17 protein-coding genes are annotated in these 16,888 nt (G+C 41.0%); 12 read left to right on the top strand and 5 right to left on the bottom strand.

Annotated elements, in window-relative coordinates:
• Positions 1-20: 20 nt before the first annotated feature.
• Positions 21-431 carry a M43 family zinc metalloprotease gene (locus SY85_RS25865; RefSeq protein ID WP_226999002.1) on the top strand — a complete coding sequence of 137 codons (411 nt, stop codon included), beginning with the start codon at positions 21-23 and terminating at the stop codon, positions 429-431.
• Between the two features lie 443 nt (positions 432-874).
• Here SY85_RS25865 and SY85_RS04390 read toward each other — a convergent pair whose 3' ends face one another.
• Positions 875-3,319 carry an alpha/beta hydrolase family protein gene (locus SY85_RS04390; RefSeq protein WP_082886294.1) on the bottom strand — a complete coding sequence of 815 codons (2,445 nt, stop codon included), beginning with the start codon at positions 3,317-3,319 and terminating at the stop codon, positions 875-877.
• Positions 3,320-3,612: 293 nt separating this feature from the next.
• Between SY85_RS04390 and hisG the strand changes: the two genes are divergently transcribed.
• The 4 genes from hisG (at position 3,613) to hisB (ending at position 8,110) form a co-directional block, all read left to right on the top strand.
• The gene (gene hisG, locus SY85_RS04385) at positions 3,613-4,467 is read left to right on the top strand and encodes an ATP phosphoribosyltransferase (protein ID WP_066401978.1); all 855 of its coding nucleotides are present in this window, start codon (positions 3,613-3,615) and stop codon (positions 4,465-4,467) included.
• A 45-nt stretch (positions 4,468-4,512) separates the two neighbouring features.
• Complete coding sequence (gene hisD / locus SY85_RS04380) at positions 4,513-5,808, top strand: histidinol dehydrogenase (protein WP_066401977.1); 1,296 nt, start codon at positions 4,513-4,515, stop codon at positions 5,806-5,808.
• Between the two features lie 80 nt (positions 5,809-5,888).
• Positions 5,889-6,944 carry a histidinol-phosphate transaminase gene (gene hisC / locus SY85_RS04375; RefSeq protein ID WP_066401976.1) on the top strand — a complete coding sequence of 352 codons (1,056 nt, stop codon included), beginning with the start codon at positions 5,889-5,891 and terminating at the stop codon, positions 6,942-6,944.
• Between the two features lie 2 nt (positions 6,945-6,946).
• A complete protein-coding gene (hisB, locus tag SY85_RS04370; protein ID WP_066401975.1) occupies positions 6,947-8,110 on the top strand; it encodes a bifunctional histidinol-phosphatase/imidazoleglycerol-phosphate dehydratase HisB in 1,164 nt (387 codons plus the stop codon).
• A gap of 28 nt (positions 8,111-8,138) precedes the next feature.
• On the opposite strand, the gene SY85_RS04365 is transcribed toward hisB, so the two are convergent.
• From SY85_RS04365 to SY85_RS04350, 4 genes are all read right to left on the bottom strand, one after another.
• On the bottom strand, positions 8,139-9,416 hold the full coding sequence (locus SY85_RS04365; RefSeq protein ID WP_066401974.1) for an amidohydrolase family protein: 1,278 nt from the start codon (positions 9,414-9,416) through the stop codon (positions 8,139-8,141).
• Between the two features lie 140 nt (positions 9,417-9,556).
• Positions 9,557-10,078, bottom strand: a complete 522-nt coding sequence (locus tag SY85_RS04360; protein ID WP_066401973.1) for a hypothetical protein — start codon at positions 10,076-10,078, stop codon at positions 9,557-9,559.
• A gap of 378 nt (positions 10,079-10,456) precedes the next feature.
• Complete coding sequence (locus SY85_RS04355; protein ID WP_066409358.1) at positions 10,457-10,753, bottom strand: GNAT family N-acetyltransferase; 297 nt, start codon at positions 10,751-10,753, stop codon at positions 10,457-10,459.
• An 87-nt stretch (positions 10,754-10,840) separates the two neighbouring features.
• The gene (locus tag SY85_RS04350) at positions 10,841-11,128 is read right to left on the bottom strand and encodes a GNAT family N-acetyltransferase (RefSeq protein ID WP_066401972.1); all 288 of its coding nucleotides are present in this window, start codon (positions 11,126-11,128) and stop codon (positions 10,841-10,843) included.
• Positions 11,129-11,417: 289 nt separating this feature from the next.
• On the opposite strand from SY85_RS04350, the gene SY85_RS04345 reads away from it, so the two are divergent.
• The 7 genes from SY85_RS04345 to SY85_RS04315 all read left to right on the top strand — a co-directional run bounded on the left by SY85_RS04345 (position 11,418) and on the right by SY85_RS04315 (position 16,874).
• Complete coding sequence (locus SY85_RS04345; protein WP_226999001.1) at positions 11,418-12,872, top strand: anthranilate synthase component I family protein; 1,455 nt, start codon at positions 11,418-11,420, stop codon at positions 12,870-12,872.
• Positions 12,873-12,895: 23 nt separating this feature from the next.
• Positions 12,896-13,513 carry an anthranilate synthase component II gene (locus SY85_RS04340; protein ID WP_066401971.1) on the top strand — a complete coding sequence of 206 codons (618 nt, stop codon included), beginning with the start codon at positions 12,896-12,898 and terminating at the stop codon, positions 13,511-13,513.
• A gap of 2 nt (positions 13,514-13,515) precedes the next feature.
• Entirely contained in the window at positions 13,516-14,508 is a 993-nt protein-coding gene (trpD, locus tag SY85_RS04335; protein WP_066401970.1) for an anthranilate phosphoribosyltransferase, read from the top strand.
• Positions 14,505-15,296, top strand: coding sequence for an indole-3-glycerol phosphate synthase TrpC (gene trpC / locus SY85_RS04330; RefSeq protein WP_066401969.1), 792 nt, complete (start codon positions 14,505-14,507; stop codon positions 15,294-15,296). The genes trpD and trpC overlap by 4 nt, the downstream gene beginning before the upstream one ends.
• Positions 15,293-15,916, top strand: a complete 624-nt coding sequence (locus tag SY85_RS04325) for a phosphoribosylanthranilate isomerase (protein WP_066401968.1) — start codon at positions 15,293-15,295, stop codon at positions 15,914-15,916. The genes trpC and SY85_RS04325 overlap by 4 nt, the downstream gene beginning before the upstream one ends.
• 1 nt (position 15,917) lies before the next feature.
• Positions 15,918-16,277 carry a cupin domain-containing protein gene (locus SY85_RS04320; RefSeq protein ID WP_066409353.1) on the top strand — a complete coding sequence of 120 codons (360 nt, stop codon included), beginning with the start codon at positions 15,918-15,920 and terminating at the stop codon, positions 16,275-16,277.
• A 78-nt stretch (positions 16,278-16,355) separates the two neighbouring features.
• Complete coding sequence (locus SY85_RS04315) at positions 16,356-16,874, top strand: GNAT family N-acetyltransferase (RefSeq protein ID WP_099459369.1); 519 nt, start codon at positions 16,356-16,358, stop codon at positions 16,872-16,874.
• The last annotated feature ends 14 nt before the right edge of the window (positions 16,875-16,888 follow it).

Raw genomic sequence — 16,888 nt, 5'->3', positions numbered from 1 at the left:
GTAACTTAGGGCAAAGCCTATTGGGTTATGCACAATTTCCCGGAGGGAATCCTGCCACAGATGGAGTAGTAATACTTTATTCGTCAGTAGGAAGTCGCAAGAAAGTAGCAGGCGGCACCTACGTAACTAATTATGATCTGGGAAGAACAGCTACTCACGAAATAGGCCACTGGATGAACTTACGCCATATTTGGGGAGATGCTGCTTGTGGAAATGACTTTGTAGGAGATACCCCTCTTCACAATGCTGCCAATACTGGATGCCCTTCAGCAGATCATCGTAGTACCTGCACCGGTACGCCGCTTGAAATGTGGATGAATTATATGGACTATACATACGATGCCTGTATGTATATGTTCTCAAACGGACAAAAAGATAGGATGCTGGCTGCATTTGCAGCTGGTGGTCCCAGAGCTAGCTTTGCCCAATAAAGATTAATTTGGTTAGTAAACACGGGTTGGTTCTCTACTAACCCGTCTTTTTACAAAGCTATTTTACTTTAAAAATTGAAAAGCCTGCAATTAAAATGTACTAAAGAGATGCAGTGTATAATCGCAAGTCACCACTGAATTTCACCTGTACATTGTTGCCTATGATATAAGCCCGGCCTCCCTGCGTAAATGCAGTGGAGGCTTTCTTTCATTTTCAGAAGAGGTATTTAGTTTGTAGTTGGCAGTGGATAGTTGACAGTTTACAGTTGGCAGTACGGTAGAATCAAAGTACAGAATGTTAACTATCAGCAGCTGATTGTCATCGAATATCGGCATTGCTCACTTAACATGGTATAACTATAAAGCCATAATAGTTTTTAAAATGCTGGCCAATAAAAAAGACCAGCATTTGCTGGTCTTTTTACAAATAAGCAATTGGTTCTCTAAAATTCTTTAGATGTAGAACTGGCAGTTACTGGTTTGTTTTTATCTGCATTCTTAACCCATTTTTCCAACCACTGGTTTTGTTCCCAGAGCATATGTAAAATGTTTTCTTTAGCAGAATAACCATGGCTTTCATAAGGAAGTACTACATAACGAACAGTTCCGCCATGTCCCTTAATAGCATTATATAAACGCTCACTTTGAATTGGGAAGGTGCCTGGGTTATTATCCATTTCACCATGAATCAACAAGATTGGTGTTTTAATCTTATTAGCATAAGTGAACGGGCTCATTTGGTTATAAATTTCTGGAGCTTCCCAGTAAGTTCTTTCTTCAGCCTGGAAGCCAAATGGCGTTAGTGTGCGGTTGTAGGCGCCACTACGGGCAATACCTGCTTTAAACAAGTTAGTATGTGCCAGCAAGTTAGCTGTCATAAAGGCTCCATAGCTGTGGCCACCAACGGCTACACGAGTGCTATCGCCAACTCCCATGTTTGCCAAAGCCTGGATAGCAGCATGCGCGTTTAGGTATAACTGTGGAATAAAGTTGTCGTTAGGTTCTTTACCATTTTCTCCAACAATTGGCATTTCGGCTGCATCCAACACAGCATATCCTTGCGTTACCCAAAAGATAGGCGAGCCATAGTTGATCCGGGTGAACGTGTATTTTGATCCGCGTACCTGGGCTGCATCAGCGGCAGATTTATATTCGACCGGATAAGCCCACATAACTACAGGCAAAGGCTTATCTTTTTTAGGATCAAAGCCTTTTGGTGTATACAGGTTGCCGGTAAGGTTGATACCATCTTCTCTTTTATAAGAGATCTTTTCTTTTTTAACACCCTCAAGACCGGCATATGGATTCTTGAAATCAGTAATAGCAATAGGTGCTATTTTCTTCTTTACATTACGAATGTAATAGTTGGGCGTTTCTGTCTGGCTTTCACGGCTGGTCAAATACACGCCGCTTGCAGGATCAATAACATCAATTACCTGCTCATAATAAGGTGCTTGCGAGCGCCATAACATATTCTTCTTACCATTATTGATATCCATGGTTTGGATAAATGGCATATCACCTTCAGGAGAAGAACCTTGTGAGCGCAATACCAATTCTTTGCCGTTTAACAGGATCAGGGTTTGTTTGCCAAGGCTGTTCTTTTGAGTCATTGGCGAACCAATATCGCTATAAGAATCATTGCTGCTTCTCTCAAATAAAGAGTCAATTTTGCCTGTTGTTGGATTGTATCGGTTCATGCGGATCTTACGATCGGCCACCATGCGCTCATAGAAAACGGCATTGTCTTTATTTCCCCATACTACGCCAGCAAATCGGCGTTTGGTTTTGAATAACTCTTTCGGTTGGCTATCGCCATTAATAGTTACTGCATAAACCGCATCTCGGAAATCTACTTTTTTCTTACCCAGGCCATTATCCAATGCCTGAACATAGGTAATGGTAGCTGGCTCATCGTCGCGCCAGTCAAAGTTTCTAGGGAAAACAGCTACGTCGTCAAAGCCGATAGGCTGGCCTTCACCGCTAGGGTTATTAGCTAATTGTTTTAGAGTGCCGCCATTAATACCAATAACTGATACGGAGTGAGGGAAGCCATTTACTGCTACTAAGTAAGAGAATGGTTTATTGACAGTGGTAACAAGAACATAATTTTTATCTGGAGAAACACTAAAGTTTCTATAGATGGCTGGTTGGCCAATAACTGTTTCTTTGGTGAAATCATTGCGTACAATCTGGCTTGTTCCATAGAACTCAAATAGCGCCTCATCATAAGTATTCTTAATAAGGTCTTGATAAGTTCTTGACGCTGCTGCTTTTCCAATGTTTTCTTGTGCTACCGGACCACTTGGTGCACTTGGCTTAGCCGTTAATGTTTTACCGGGGACAATGGTTTTGTAAACCAATGCATTACCAGCCCATTCATAGCTGCTGCCAAGAATGGTGTTCAATGCATTTGTGTTAACCTTGCGTGCTTTTGCATCTTTTACATTTACGACATACAGGTCTACCTCTGTATTACCAGAATGTACAAAAGCAAACTGTGATTGATCGGGTGACCACTGAACGCTGGAAGCTCTTAGGTCTTTTGGTAAACCATCAATTTCAATAACCTTACCTGTTTTGATATTTTTAATTTCCAGGTTACTAAATGAACCAGAGCGGGAAGGACTAAAGTTATTAGGGTTCATACGCAAACCTGCAATACGTAGTTCTGGTTGCGCCAATTCCTCGATAGTAGGGAAGTCGCTTCGCTCCATAAGCAGCATCCATTCCCCTTTATCATCTATAGAAACTGAAGGCGTAGGTTTGGCTAAAACCAAATCTGTAATGTCTTTCGGGGGTGTTTTGTAAGAGGCATCATCCTGTGCAAATGCGCCTATCGATACCGCTATAAATAGGGTAAAGAATGGAATTCTCATCTTGTTCATGTGCTTTGTAATTTCTCTGTTAAGATAATGTAGAGCTTTGACTCTACTAAAGAAAGTTTTTGGTGAGAATAAATTGGCCCTTACTTTTGCACTCTAATGTTGAATTTTTCAGTACATACACATCATCATGCGCACTTACCTAATGGGTGAGCCAATGATGTATTGTTGTACTTCATATAATCGAAAGGCTTACCGTAGGGTGAGCCTTTTTTTTATCGCAGATTTTTTGATTTTAACGGATTTCGCTGATTGGCATCCTTTTGTGCAGAAATCCAATTCTAAACTTAGAAATTATGGTTTTAAAACTTGCCGTGCAAAAAGGGGGACGTTTACACGAGGATAGTATTCAGTTGCTGAAAGATTGTGGTATCTCTGTTAAAAACGGTCATAATCAATTAAAAAGCACCGCAGAAAATTTTCCATTAGAGGTGTATTTTCTGCGAGATGATGATATTCCACAGTATGTAGAGGATGCCGTAGCACATATTGGTATTGTCGGGGAGAATGTTTTGTTGGAGAAAAATAAGCAAGTGGATACTGTTGAACCATTGGGTTTTGGTAAGTGTCGCTTATCCTTTGCTGTACCTAAAGGCGAAACCTATACAAATTCTACCTATCTGCAAGGCAAAAAAATTGCAACCAGTTATCCGTTCATTACCCAACAGTTTTTAAAAGAAAAAGGGATTCAGGCAGAGATTCATGAGATCAGTGGATCCGTAGAGTTGGCGCCCAGTATAGGACTGGCTGATGTGGTCTGTGATTTGGTGAGCAGTGGGTCTACTTTATTTATGAATGGGTTGAAAGAAGTAGAGACTATCCTGAAAAGCCAGGCAGTGTTGATAAAAAACAAAGGTCTGGGTAGTGAGCAACAGCAATTATTGGACAAGCTATTATTCCGTATTCGATCAGTGCGTAAGGCAAAGAATAACAAGTATATTTTATTGAATGCGCCTAATGAAGCCTTGCCAAAGATTTTTGAATTGCTTCCAGGAATGAAGAGTCCCACGGTTTTGCCCTTGGCAGAAACAGGTTGGAGCTCCGTGCATAGTGTATTAGCAGAAGATGAGTTTTGGGAAAAGATAGAAAAGCTAAAGCAAGCAGGCGCACAAGGGATACTGGTAGTGCCGATTGAGAAAATGATCATGTAGAACTAAAGAACTAAGATTATTTTGATTTAAACGGATTCGAAAGAAATGAATATTATATGCAACCCTAAAAGAAGTGAGTGGGCAGAATTATTAAAGCGGCCATATGTAGATAATAAAACTGTATTGGAAAGTGTGCAGATGATTTTGACTGGAGTTCGGCAGCATGGTGATGAGGCTTTGCTTTCCTTTATAAAGAAGTTTGATGGTGTGGAGTTAGAGCAGTTGCAAGTGCAGCCTGATGAAATGGCGCAGTCAGAAACACAACTTACGGATTCTTTAAAGCAAGCCATTCAACAGGCAAAAGAAAATATTGACTCCTTTCACCGTAAGCAACTGGTAGGCAAAGAAGTTGTAGAAACAATGCCTGGAATAGAATGCTGGCGTAAAGGTGTAGGTATTGAAAAAGTAGGTTTATATATACCCGGTGGTACAGCTCCTTTGTTTTCGACGGTATTGATGTTAGGTATACCTGCCAAACTGGCCGGATGTAAGGATATTGTTTTATGTACACCTTGTAATTCAGAAGGACAAATACATCCAGCTATTCTTTATACAGCACAACTCGTTGGCATTACACAAGTATTTAAAATAGGTGGGGCGCAAGCAATTGCCGCAATGGCTTATGGGACAGCCATGGTTCCTAAAGTATTTAAAATCTTTGGCCCTGGTAACCAATTTGTAACAGCGGCCAAACAATTGGTGCAAATGGAGGGAGTAGCTATTGATATGCCGGCTGGGCCAAGTGAAGTGTGTGTATTGGCTGATGAATCTGCCAATCCTGCTTTTGTAGCTGCAGATCTTTTGTCGCAAGCGGAGCATGGTATTGATAGCCAGGTTTTGCTTGTTGGAACATCTGAAGCTGTTGTTAATACTTGTATTAAGGAAGTAGCTATTCAATTGGAGAAACTTCCAAGAAAAGAATTGGCAGAAAAGTCGCTAAGTAATAGTAAGGCTATAGTTGTAGAGAATGTAGAAAATGCTATTGATCTGGTAAATGAATATGCTGCAGAACATTTGATCATTAGTTGCAAGGATGCAGATACGATTGCTGATAAGATAACCAATGCAGGATCCGTCTTTATTGGTAACTATTCGCCAGAAAGTGTGGGTGATTATGCCAGTGGAACCAACCATACACTTCCAACTAACGGCTTTGCTCGTGCATACAGTGGTGTAAGTGTTGATAGCTTTCTGAAAAAAATTACCTATCAGAAGCTATCACAAAAAGGATTGCAGGGTATTGCGCAAACCGTTATTGAAATGGCAGAAGCAGAGGGATTGCAGGCACATGCCAATGCTGTGAAGGTGAGGATGTCTGAACCGGGATTTGGGGAGATTTAGGGATTAGGTAGAAAAGAGGATGGCGAAAGTGATTGTTACAATAATTAAAATAACTAGTAAAACAAGCGATAAAAAATACAATGAGTTTTGATATTAACCGGTTAGTGCGGGAAAATATAAAGAAGTTAAAACCGTATTCATCAGCGCGTAGTGAGTTCAGCGGGCAAGCCAGCATATTCCTGGATGCCAATGAAAATTCTTTCGGCTCGCCACTTACCAAATGGTATAACCGTTATCCCGATCCTTTGCAATGGGAAGTAAAGAAAAAGCTAAGTAAGATCAAAAATGTGCCGGCAGAACAGATGTTGCTGGGAAATGGAAGTGATGAATGTATTGACTTATTGATCCGTGCCTTTTGTAATCCCAAAGAAGATCATATAATCATATGCCCACCTACCTACGGTATGTATGAGGTATATGCCAATATCAATGATGTAGGCGTGAAAGAGATACCCTTGTTGCCAGACTACCAGTTAAATCTGGATGTATTGGAGCATGCCATTGAACCTTCTACTAAAATGATCTTTATCTGTTCACCTAATAATCCTACAGGTAATAGCATAGAACATGAGGATATAGAAATTGTACTGAATAATTTTGAAGGATTGGTGGTTCTGGATGAAGCCTACATTAATTATAGCCGCCATCGCTCCTTTATATCTGAATTGAAAGATTACCCCAACCTGGTGATCATGCAAACCTTCTCTAAGGCGTGGGGGTTAGCGGCGTTACGTTTGGGGATGACCTATGCTTCTCAGGAAATCATTGATATACTCAATAAAATAAAGCCGCCGTACAACATTAACCAGGCTACTCAAGAGCTGGTGTTAAAGGCTTTGGATAACCTGGAGGATGTGAATATGATGATCAAAGAAACAGTGAAAGAAAGAGAGGTGTTGGTTAAAGGGTTAGTAGAAATTCCAATGGTGCAAAAAGTGTATCCATCTGACGCCAACTTTGTATTAGCAAAGATCAATGAGGCTACAGCTGTTTATAACTATTTAAAAGAGAAAGGCATCATTGTACGTAACCGTAGTAATGTGTTATTATGCGAGGATAGCTTACGTATAACCGTTGGTACTCCAGATCAAAACCAGCAATTGTTAACGGCTCTAAAAGCTTATAAAGAAGACTAAGAATGGCAGCAAATACTACCACCCAAGGCAAACGAGTTTTATTTATAGACCGTGATGGAACATTGATCCAGGAGTGTCCACCAACCTACCAGATTGATTCATTTGATAAGGTTAGCTTCTATCCGCAAGTGTTTAAATACATGATTAAGATAGCGGAAGAGTTAGATTATGAACTGGTAATGGTTAGCAATCAGGATGGTCTTGGTACAGCATCTTTTCCAGAAGCCGATTTCTGGCCAGTTCACAACTTGGTCATGAGCAGCTTTGCCAATGAAGGGGTGATCTTTAAAGAAGAATTAATAGACAGAAGCTTTCCTGAAGATAACCTGCCTACACGTAAACCTGGGGTTGGTATGTTTACGAAATACCTTAATAATCCAGAATATGATATAGCCAACTCATTTGTAATAGGTGACCGTATAACCGATGTGCAATTGGCAAAGAACTTAAAGTGTAAGGCCATCTGGCTTAAAAACAATCCTGAGTTAGGAGCAGCGGAAGTGAGCGATGATGCAAAGGCATTGGAAGAAGTGGTAGTATTGGCTACAGAACACTGGAGAGATATTTATGAGTACCTGAAGTTGGGTAAACGAGAGGTAGGCCATATCCGAATAACCAATGAAACCAATATAGCTGTTGGGCTCAACCTGGATGGAAGTGGTAAAGCATCTATTGATACTGGGTTAGGTTTTTTTGATCACATGTTGGATCAAATAGCCCGACATGGTTTAATTGATCTTTCTGTTCACTCTAAGGGTGATCTGCATATTGATGAACATCATACTGTAGAAGATACAGGAATAGCCTTGGGAGAAGCTTTTGCTAAAGCAATAGGAGATAAGAAAGGAATAGAACGATACGGCTTTGCTTTGCCGATGGATGAAGCGGAAGCCAAAGTGCTTCTTGATTTTGGTGGGCGCAACTGGTTGGTGTGGAATACGCATTTTAGTCGTGAGCGGGTAGGGGATGTGCCTACGGAAATGTTCTATCATTTCTTCAAATCTTTCTCCGATGCTGCAAAGTGTAACTTGAATATTGAGTGCAGGGGTGAAAATGAGCACCATAAAATAGAAGCCATTTTTAAAGCTTTTGCCAAAGCCATAAAGATGGCGGTGAAACGCGATCCGTTGAAGAATTATCTACCTTCTACAAAAGGGGTTTTATAACAAATAAGGCATAAAGAAAAAGGAGTGCTTATTGCACTCCTTTTTCTTTATAGATCTTTCCATCTTTCATTACAAAGCCTACCTTTCTGATATCGCTAATGCTTTTTGATGGGTCTCCGTCTACGGCTACAATATCTGCCAGTAAATCTTTTTTTATACGCCCTATTTTATTTGCGTAACCAAATACATCAGCATTAACTGATGTGGCTGATTTCAAAACATCAATTGGTTTCATACCATATTCCACCATTAACTCCGCCTCACGGGCATTGTCGCCATGCGAATACACGCCAACATCGCCGCCAAAAACGATAGTAACGCCACTACGCAAAGCAGCTGCAAAGCTTTTTCTTTTGCTGGCGATGCGCTCAGGTTCTGGACCAACGCCTTTCTTCCATCCGTTGTATTGTAATACAGCATCGCCTGCGGCAATAGTAGGGCAGAAGGCAACGCCTTTTTCTTTCATCAGCTTAAATATTTCTTCGGTACCATCATCACCATGCTCTATAGACGAAACGCCGGCCATAGCAGCTAATCTCATGCCTTCTGGAGTGGCGGAATGGGCTACTACTTTGCGGCCGCCATTCTTGGCTGTTGCTGCAATTACCGCCCATTCTGCTTCAGTGAACGAAGGCCGGGTTTCTCCATTGGGGCCATAACGGTAATCAGCATATATTTTGATCACATCGGCACCTTTGCCCATTTGGCTGCGAATAATTCTACTTAGTTCTTCTGCACCACCAGCTTCTTCTGCACCTTGGTGAAGTTCCACATCAGGATTGCCGTAATTAGGTCCATAGGCACCTTTAGCAACAATAGCCCTAGTGGCAACGATCATGCGGGGGCCCGGTATTACTCCCTTCTCAATAGCCTTCTTCAAACCCACATCATCATAATCAGCACCTTCCGTTCCAAGGTCTCTTGCAGTGGTAAACCCTGCCAGTAAAGTGGCCTTGGCATGGTTAACGGCACGGGCTGTACGCTCGGCCCGGCTTTCTTTTAGCACCTGGTCGTTCCAGCTAACCTCGTTATAAGGGTGAAGAAAAAGATGGGAGTGACCTTCGATTAAACCTGGCAATAGTGTCATCCCTTTCAATTCTATAACGCGTGTGTTTTCTGGAAGTTTAAACTTCATACTTCCAGCTGCTTCTATCTTATTGCCTTTTACCAATACGATCCAGTCGTTGTGCATTTGTTCACCATCAAATACACGATCGGGTTTTAGTAAGTAAAAGCTATCGGTTTGTGCATTGACACTAAGAGAAGTCAAGCCTGCTATTAAGAGTTGTAGAAGTGCTCTTTTCATTTGTGAAAGTTAGGGAAAGTAGAGAAGAGTGGGGTGTATTTGCCTGACGACATGTCTAACAAGTAAAAATTGCTGATAAACTTCGATCAATAATGGTTGAAATTTATTAATCGGGCTTTGAATCTTTCAGTTACAATACATTATTCTAATAATGGAACAAGGTAACTATTCAACGTAGCCGAAGTTGGAAAGATGTTTTTAGTCATGGTAGATAGTATTTTTAAAGGCTTAGGGCCAATCAAATTTCCATTGGGGGTTACTTTCCAGGCTGAAACGTGTTCTTGCTTTTGAGGGGCTTCTTTGGACTGGAATCGAATGGATGTAAGAGTAATAGGATTCTGGTCATGTATTATGAAGTATTGGATAATTTCTTCAACTTTCTTTCCTTCCTTAAGCAGCTGGCCAACTTGGGCGGTTAGCTTGTTAACCACGCCTTTGCCTCGCTGTTCTTTGGGTAATTGCCAGTAGATGGTAGAGGCCAGTTTAGAAGCTTCGCCAAACTTTTCCGCACTTTGGCGAGATCGGGCAAAGCGTGGATCGGTGCGAAATTGTTTCCGGTTGAGGGAACTTTTCTTTCTAGCCAAATACTGGCCTTCCATTTTGTAAAAGGTGATGTCATCGATGGTGCCGGTGAAGAAGAGCGGGCCTGCTTGTCGTGCCATGGTGTATTGCTTATTAATATTTACTAATTAATTTAGTAAATTTACTCCTACATCGCTAGGTTTACAAGCGATTTACACACTTTAGTTATACACATGTCGGCTGGTTGTAATACTTATCGTTTACCTTTTCTTTCTGACTTAGAGCTACCCCAAGATAGGCTCTGATACGGAGTAAAGGTGGCTGCCATACGGAGTAACCTAGTAGTGGATACGGAGTAACCATGAAGTGACAGAGGAGTAGTAATGAAGGAGCAGAGGAGTAGCAGGCAAGGAAACATGAAGGATGAGGGAATGACTTGGATTGCCAAGCTCTATACGATTCTAAGTAAAAGAATATACTGCTGGAATCCAGTTTTACTTTTCGTCTATTTATCTATGTTAAATATTCTGCTCTCTGATTACATCTCGGTAAGACCTGTTTTCTTCCATTACAGAACGCGTAAAAGAACAAACTGGCACAATATGTCGTCCTTTTGCCCGGGCGTGTTCTGCCACGGCTTCTACTAATTCATGTCCGATATTTTGGTGGCGCAGATTCTCACTCACTTCAGTATGATCTACAACCATCGTATCTGGATGTCGTACCGCATAGGTGATCTCGGCCAACATATTCCCCTGCTCATCTGTTATAAAATGCCTGCCTCTGATATCTGATTCTTCGTGTTGAATATGCATGTGTTCGTATTTTTTAAATCTCTCTTCATTAACCATGCCATGAAGAGGTGTGGTTTTATTAGTAGGGTAGTAAAGAATATCGTTGGCTTATTCAGATAAGATGTCCTGGAAGTCGGGTTTTTTATCAATAATAGCTTTGGCAAAGGGACAAACAGGGGCTATTTTTTGTCCATGCATGCGGGCCTGTTCCACCAATTTGTGCACCAGTTCATAGCCAACGTTTGTACCACGTAGCTCATCATATACTTCTGTGTGTTCAATGATCAATAGTTGATCATTGTCGGCACTGGAATAAATGATTTCTGCCAGTACATTGCCATCTTCTTCAATATAATATATGCCCTTGTGGCCGTCTTGTTTATGTTGAATTAGCATAGCGTTGTTTTGTTGTTCTAAAAAAATATTTGCCCAAATGCCGTGCCTGATGCATATTTGTATTGAAATGAAACAAGTAATAAACAATCAGTGGTGGTGGCATACAAACTCAAACCGGGTTCTGTAAGCTATTGCCATATATTGTCCAATATATTCAGAGCCCCGGTTTCGGGGCTTTTTTTATTGTCTGAACCGGGATTTGGGTGGATTGGATGAATTAGGAAGAAATGGGAAAAGCTGGAAGTTGTTGAAACCTTATATGATTTACTCTTAACAAAAAAATATACAGTTGGAAGCGATTAAAACGGCTCCCCTTGGGATTGGGGGCAAAAAGATTGTAATAGAAACGACAGTTAAGAAAATGTTGGCAGATATCTATACTCCTGTTGGCATTTACCTTCGGTTGCGTGATCGTTTCAGAGATACTGTTCTTCTGGAAAGCACGGACAGCCATGCTGCTGAAAACAGTTATTCCTTCATCTGTATCAATGCTATTGCTGGTATTGAAATAAAGGATCAAAGCAGGGTTGAGTTTAAACTGCCCAATCAACCGGCTGAAAATGTTGCTTTAAAAAAGAATGAGGATCTAAAGGAGCTGTTATGGCAATTTACCCAACGATTTGAGGGAACAAGTACAGATCCCAAAGCTGCCCGTTTTGCGCAAGGCTTATATGGCTACTTTACGTTTGATGCTGTACAGTTTTTTGAAACCATTCAATTTAAGAAGGGAAACGATGAGGCGAATGCCATTCCTATAGCGCGCTACCGTTTGTATCAATACGTAATTGCCATTAATCATCATAAAGATGAGTTGATCCTATGTGAAAACAAGATCAATGGCTTTGAAAGTGAGTCTGCTGTGTTAGAGTCACTCATTAATAGCAAAGATGTACCTGTGTATCCCTTCCATTTAAAAGGTGAGGAAACATCAAACCTTACCGATGCTGAGTATATTGAAATGGTGAAAAAAGGCATTGAGAATTGTTACCGTGGCAATGTGTTCCAGATTGTTCTTAGTCGCCGTTTTCAACAACCGTTCATCGGCGATGAGTTTAATGTTTATCGCGCCTTGCGACATGTGAATCCTTCCCCTTATTTATTTTTCTTTGACTATGGCGATTATAAGCTGATGGGTTCTTCCCCAGAATCACAGCTCATCATCAAAAATGGGCAAGCTGTTGTACATCCTATAGCTGGCACATTTAAACGTACTGGCGACGATACCATAGACCAGGAAAGAGCCGCCGCTCTATTGGAAGACGCAAAAGAAAACGCAGAGCATGTAATGTTGGTTGATTTGGCCCGTAATGACCTTAGTACAGTATGTACCGATGTGAAAGTGAGTCAATATCGACAGGTGCAGTATTATTCCCATGTAATACACCTGGTTAGTGAGGTGGTTGGTAAAGTGGCTGCAGGTAGTAATCCATTTCAGATTCTGTTCAAAACATTTCCTGCAGGTACATTGAGCGGTGCACCTAAATACCGCGCTATGGAACTCATAAATGAGTTCGAGCCTACCTCCAGAAGCTATTATGGTGGGGCTATTGGTTATATAGGTTTTGATGGCTCTTGCAATCATGCTATTATGATTCGCACCTTGTTAAGTAAACAAAATACCTTGTTCTACCAGGCAGGGGCAGGGGTAGTAGCGGCCAGTCAGCCAGAAAACGAATTGCAGGAAGTAAATAATAAATTGAACGCATTGAAAGTGGCTATTGGTCAGGCGCAAAAGATCGGTTAGTCATATACTTGAACTACAGTAACATGAAAATATTAGTCTTTGATAATTACGATTCCTTTACCTACAACCTGGTGCATCTGGTTAAAAAGATTGTAACCGACCAGGTAGATGTGTATCGAAACGATGAAATTCCCTTGGAAGAAGTAGCAGCTTACGATAAGATTATCTTGTCGCCGGGGCCGGGTTTGCCAAGTGAAGCAGGAGAATTGCTACCATTGATTAATGCCTATGCTTCTCAAAAATCCATATTGGGCGTATGCCTGGGGCATCAGGCTATCGGTGAAGCTTTTGGTGGTAAATTGATCAATCTGAAGCAAGTGTATCATGGAGTGGCAACGCCAGTAGTGATCGGGAAACGAGAATCGGCAACCGGGAATGAAAGTCAGCGATTCCCGATTCACGATTCACGAAAAGGGCTTTTTGAAGGATTAGGTGATCAAATGGACGTTGGCCGATATCATAGCTGGGTGATTAGTGAAGAAGGATTTCCCGAAGAACTGGAAGTAACAGCACGCGATGAAAATGATTACATAATGGCCTTGCAGCATAAGAGCTTTGATGTACAAGGGGTACAATTTCACCCTGAAAGCGTATTGACTCCTCTAGGCGAACAGATCTTACGTAACTGGTTAAAGAAGTAAACATGAAAGAGCTTTTACTACAATTATTTGAACATAAGACCATTAGCCGGGAGCAAGCAAAAGCAGTAATGCTGAATATTGCCAAGGGAGAATACAATGAAAGCGAACTGGCTGCATTCATGACAGTCTTTCTTATGCGCAGTATTACTATCGACGAATTACAAGGCTTCCGCGATGGTTTACTCGAACTTGCTGTACCCGTTGATCTAAATGGCCATAAGGTAATGGATATTGTGGGCACGGGTGGCGATGGTAAGAATACATTTAATATTTCAACGCTGGCCTGCTTTATAGTGGCTGGAGCCGGACAAAAAGTGGCCAAGCATGGCAACTATGGGGCCTCCTCTGTAAGTGGCGCCTCTAATGTCATGGAGAGCATGGGTTATAAGTTTAAGAACGATAATGACCAATTGAAAAGAGAATTAGATGAATCGGGATTTACTTTTTTACATGCACCTTTATTTCACCCGGCTTTAAAAAATGTAGGCGGCATCCGTAAGAACCTAGGATTGCGTACCTTCTTTAATATGCTGGGGCCTATGGTAAACCCGGCAAAGCCCGAGTTTCAATTGGTAGGTGTGTATAGCCTGGAAATGGCGCGCATTTATAACTACCTATTACAACAGGAAGGCAAACCATTTACGATTATACATGGTTTAGATGGGTATGATGAGATATCATTAACGAATGATACCAAGGTTATTACGAATAAAGGAGAAGAGGTGTTGTCGCCAGAATACCTGGGCAAACGAACGGTTTCTTCTACCGATATTCAGGGAGGTAACTCGGTAGGTGAAGCTGCAAAGATCTTTATGAAAATCATCAAAGGCGATGGTACCTGGGCTCAAAATGCAGTTGTATTAGCGAATGCGGCCATGGCTTTGCAATGCACGGGTAACTTTGCTAATTATGAAGATTCCTATAATGCCGCAATTGAAAGTTTAGAGAGTGGTAAAGCTTATCAATCGTTTCAAAAGTTAATTGAACTACAATGAACATACTGGATAAAATAGTTGCTTACAAAAGAGAGGAAGTAGAAAAAGCAAAGTCTTTAAAGTCTATTGCCGAATTAGAGCAGTTGCCACTTTTCGAAGAGCCCTCATTCTCCTTGAAGCGCTTTCTGTTGGATGAAAAGAAAACAGGCATCATTGCCGAGTTTAAGCGTAAGTCGCCCTCCAAGGGAATTATCAATGATAAAGTAAAGGTGTCTCAAATAACCCGGGCCTATGCATCTAATGGTGCATCAGGCTTATCGATACTTACCGATGAGCCTTCCTTTGGTGGCAGTATTGATGATATGATCACCGCCCGCTTTAATGATGTGCCCATTTTACGTAAGGAGTTTATCATTGACGAATACCAGATTGTTGAAGCAAAAGCCTACGGGGCTGATGTTATCTTGCTGATAGCGGCCATTCTTACACCAGAGCAGGTGCATGACTTTACTCTTAAGGCACATGAGTTAGGTCTTGAAGTGATTCTGGAAATACATGACGACTCTGAATTGGGACATATCCAACAGCGGACAGATATTGTAGGTGTAAATAATCGCAACTTGAAAACCTTTGAAGTTGATATTGAACAGTCCATTCGTTTAAGCCATCATATACCTGAAAATAAAATCAAGATATCAGAAAGCGGCATCAATAGCGTACAGGATATTTTGAACCTGAAAAGCGCTGGTTATAATGGCTTTTTAATTGGTGAGAACTTTATGAAACAGGAAGATCCGGGGCTGGCTTTTATGAAGTTTACATCAGATTTAAGAGATGCGCTGGTATGAAAATCAAAGTTTGTGGTATAACTACTGTTGAACAACTGCAAACCTTGCAAGAGCTTGGTGTTGATTATGCAGGAATGATCTTCTATGATAAATCCAAACGATTTGCAGGAGATAAGTTAGAAGATGAACGGCCATTAGTCAATGCGTTAGATATTGCAAGAGTAGGCGTTTTTGTTAATACCGAAATGGATGTTGTGCAAAAGGCTATTCAAGACTATAGTTTAACGGCCGTACAACTACATGGGGATGAAACAGACGCGTTCTGCCTGGATTTAATGGATAAGGTTCAGGTAATTAAAGTGTTTCGTGTAGCTGGCCAGAAAGATATAGACGGTTTAGTAGCACCCTTTCAGGAGGTATGTCATTATTTTTTATTTGATACGGATACAGCTGCGTATGGAGGTAGTGGCCAGCAATTCGATTGGAGGGTATTGGAGTGCGCAGGCATCAATAAGCCTTTTTTTCTAAGTGGCGGAATAGGGTTGGAGGATGTAGAGAAGCTAAAAACTTTTCATCACCCGTACCTTTATGCAGTAGATGTGAACAGCCGTTTTGAAATAGCGCCGGGTATAAAGGATATGAATAAGGTTGCTCATTTTATAAAACAACTAAATGCCTGATATGGATACAATAAATCTTCTGGAAAAATTTGGTTTGTTTAATGAGCATTGGAGTCCTAAGGTAGTTGGAGAATTGAATGGACAGGAAGTGAAATTGGTAAAATTTCAAGGTGAGTTTGTATGGCACCATCACGATAACGAAGATGAGTTGTTTTTAGTGGTAAAAGGCAGTTTTGAAATGGAGTTTCGTGATAAAACAGTGATCGTAAAAGAAGGTGAGTTTCTAATTGTGCCCAAAGGTGTAGCGCACAGGCCCGTTGCAAAAGAAGAAGTTTGGGTGCTTTTGTTTGAACCTGCCAGTACTTTAAATACAGGGAATGTTACTAACGAGAAGACTAAAACGCAGCTAGAGAAAATATAGAGAGCAATTTGGTTTGGGCGTATTTGGTAAGATTGAGATGAAATTGAATTGTATAAACTTTAAATAGAGCTGATAGCTATGATTATTATTCGGGAGGCCACAAACGTAGACTTGCCGGCTATGCTAGAGATTTATAATGATGTTATAGTAAACACTACAGCTGTTTATGATTATCATCCTCACACTATAGAGATGAGACGACAGTGGTTTGCAACAAAACAAGAGCAGGGGTTTCCTGTATTTGTAGCGGAAGAGGATGGTGTTATTTATGGTTTCAGCACTATTGGCCCATTCCGTAACTGGGCAGCTTATAAATATTCGGTAGAGAATTCTATTTATGTGGCTGCATCGGCTAGAGGAAAAGGTATTGGTAAGTTGCTATTTCCACCGATTATCAAAGCGGCTAAAGAACGGAATATGCATACAATAGTTTCTGGAATCGATGCTACGAATGAAGGGAGTATTAAGCTACATGAACACTTTGGTTTTGTTGAAGTGGCACATTTTAAGCAGGTGGGATACAAGTTTGGGAAATGGCTGGACTTGAAGTTCTTTCAGTTAATATTGGAGACGCCAGAACATCCTGAGGAGAATTGATAACGTCTGGATAT

The organism is Flavisolibacter tropicus (assembly GCF_001644645.1).
GTDB lineage: Bacteria > Bacteroidota > Bacteroidia > Chitinophagales > Chitinophagaceae > Flavisolibacter > Flavisolibacter tropicus.
This window is presented reverse-complemented; position numbering and strand designations above follow the sequence as displayed.

What these genes read in the sequence shown, in the direction of transcription:
- SY85_RS04315 (WP_099459369.1), top strand. Translation starts at nt 16,356, where the DNA reads ATGATTATTATTCGGGAGGCCACAAACGTAGACTTGCCGGCTATGCTA.
- SY85_RS04360 (WP_066401973.1), bottom strand. Translation starts at nt 10,078, where the DNA reads ATGGCACGACAAGCAGGCCCGCTCTTCTTCACCGGCACCATCGATGAC.
- SY85_RS04320 (WP_066409353.1), top strand. Translation starts at nt 15,918, where the DNA reads ATGGATACAATAAATCTTCTGGAAAAATTTGGTTTGTTTAATGAGCAT.
- trpD (WP_066401970.1), top strand. Translation starts at nt 13,516, where the DNA reads ATGAAAGAGCTTTTACTACAATTATTTGAACATAAGACCATTAGCCGG.
- SY85_RS04390 (WP_082886294.1), bottom strand. Translation starts at nt 3,319, where the DNA reads ATGAACAAGATGAGAATTCCATTCTTTACCCTATTTATAGCGGTATCG.
- SY85_RS04365 (WP_066401974.1), bottom strand. Translation starts at nt 9,416, where the DNA reads ATGAAAAGAGCACTTCTACAACTCTTAATAGCAGGCTTGACTTCTCTT.
- SY85_RS04355 (WP_066409358.1), bottom strand. Translation starts at nt 10,753, where the DNA reads ATGCATATTCAACACGAAGAATCAGATATCAGAGGCAGGCATTTTATA.
- SY85_RS04350 (WP_066401972.1), bottom strand. Translation starts at nt 11,128, where the DNA reads ATGCTAATTCAACATAAACAAGACGGCCACAAGGGCATATATTATATT.
- SY85_RS04325 (WP_066401968.1), top strand. Translation starts at nt 15,293, where the DNA reads ATGAAAATCAAAGTTTGTGGTATAACTACTGTTGAACAACTGCAAACC.
- hisD (WP_066401977.1), top strand. Translation starts at nt 4,513, where the DNA reads ATGAATATTATATGCAACCCTAAAAGAAGTGAGTGGGCAGAATTATTA.
- hisG (WP_066401978.1), top strand. Translation starts at nt 3,613, where the DNA reads ATGGTTTTAAAACTTGCCGTGCAAAAAGGGGGACGTTTACACGAGGAT.
- hisC (WP_066401976.1), top strand. Translation starts at nt 5,889, where the DNA reads ATGAGTTTTGATATTAACCGGTTAGTGCGGGAAAATATAAAGAAGTTA.
- SY85_RS04340 (WP_066401971.1), top strand. Translation starts at nt 12,896, where the DNA reads ATGAAAATATTAGTCTTTGATAATTACGATTCCTTTACCTACAACCTG.
- hisB (WP_066401975.1), top strand. Translation starts at nt 6,947, where the DNA reads ATGGCAGCAAATACTACCACCCAAGGCAAACGAGTTTTATTTATAGAC.
- trpC (WP_066401969.1), top strand. Translation starts at nt 14,505, where the DNA reads ATGAACATACTGGATAAAATAGTTGCTTACAAAAGAGAGGAAGTAGAA.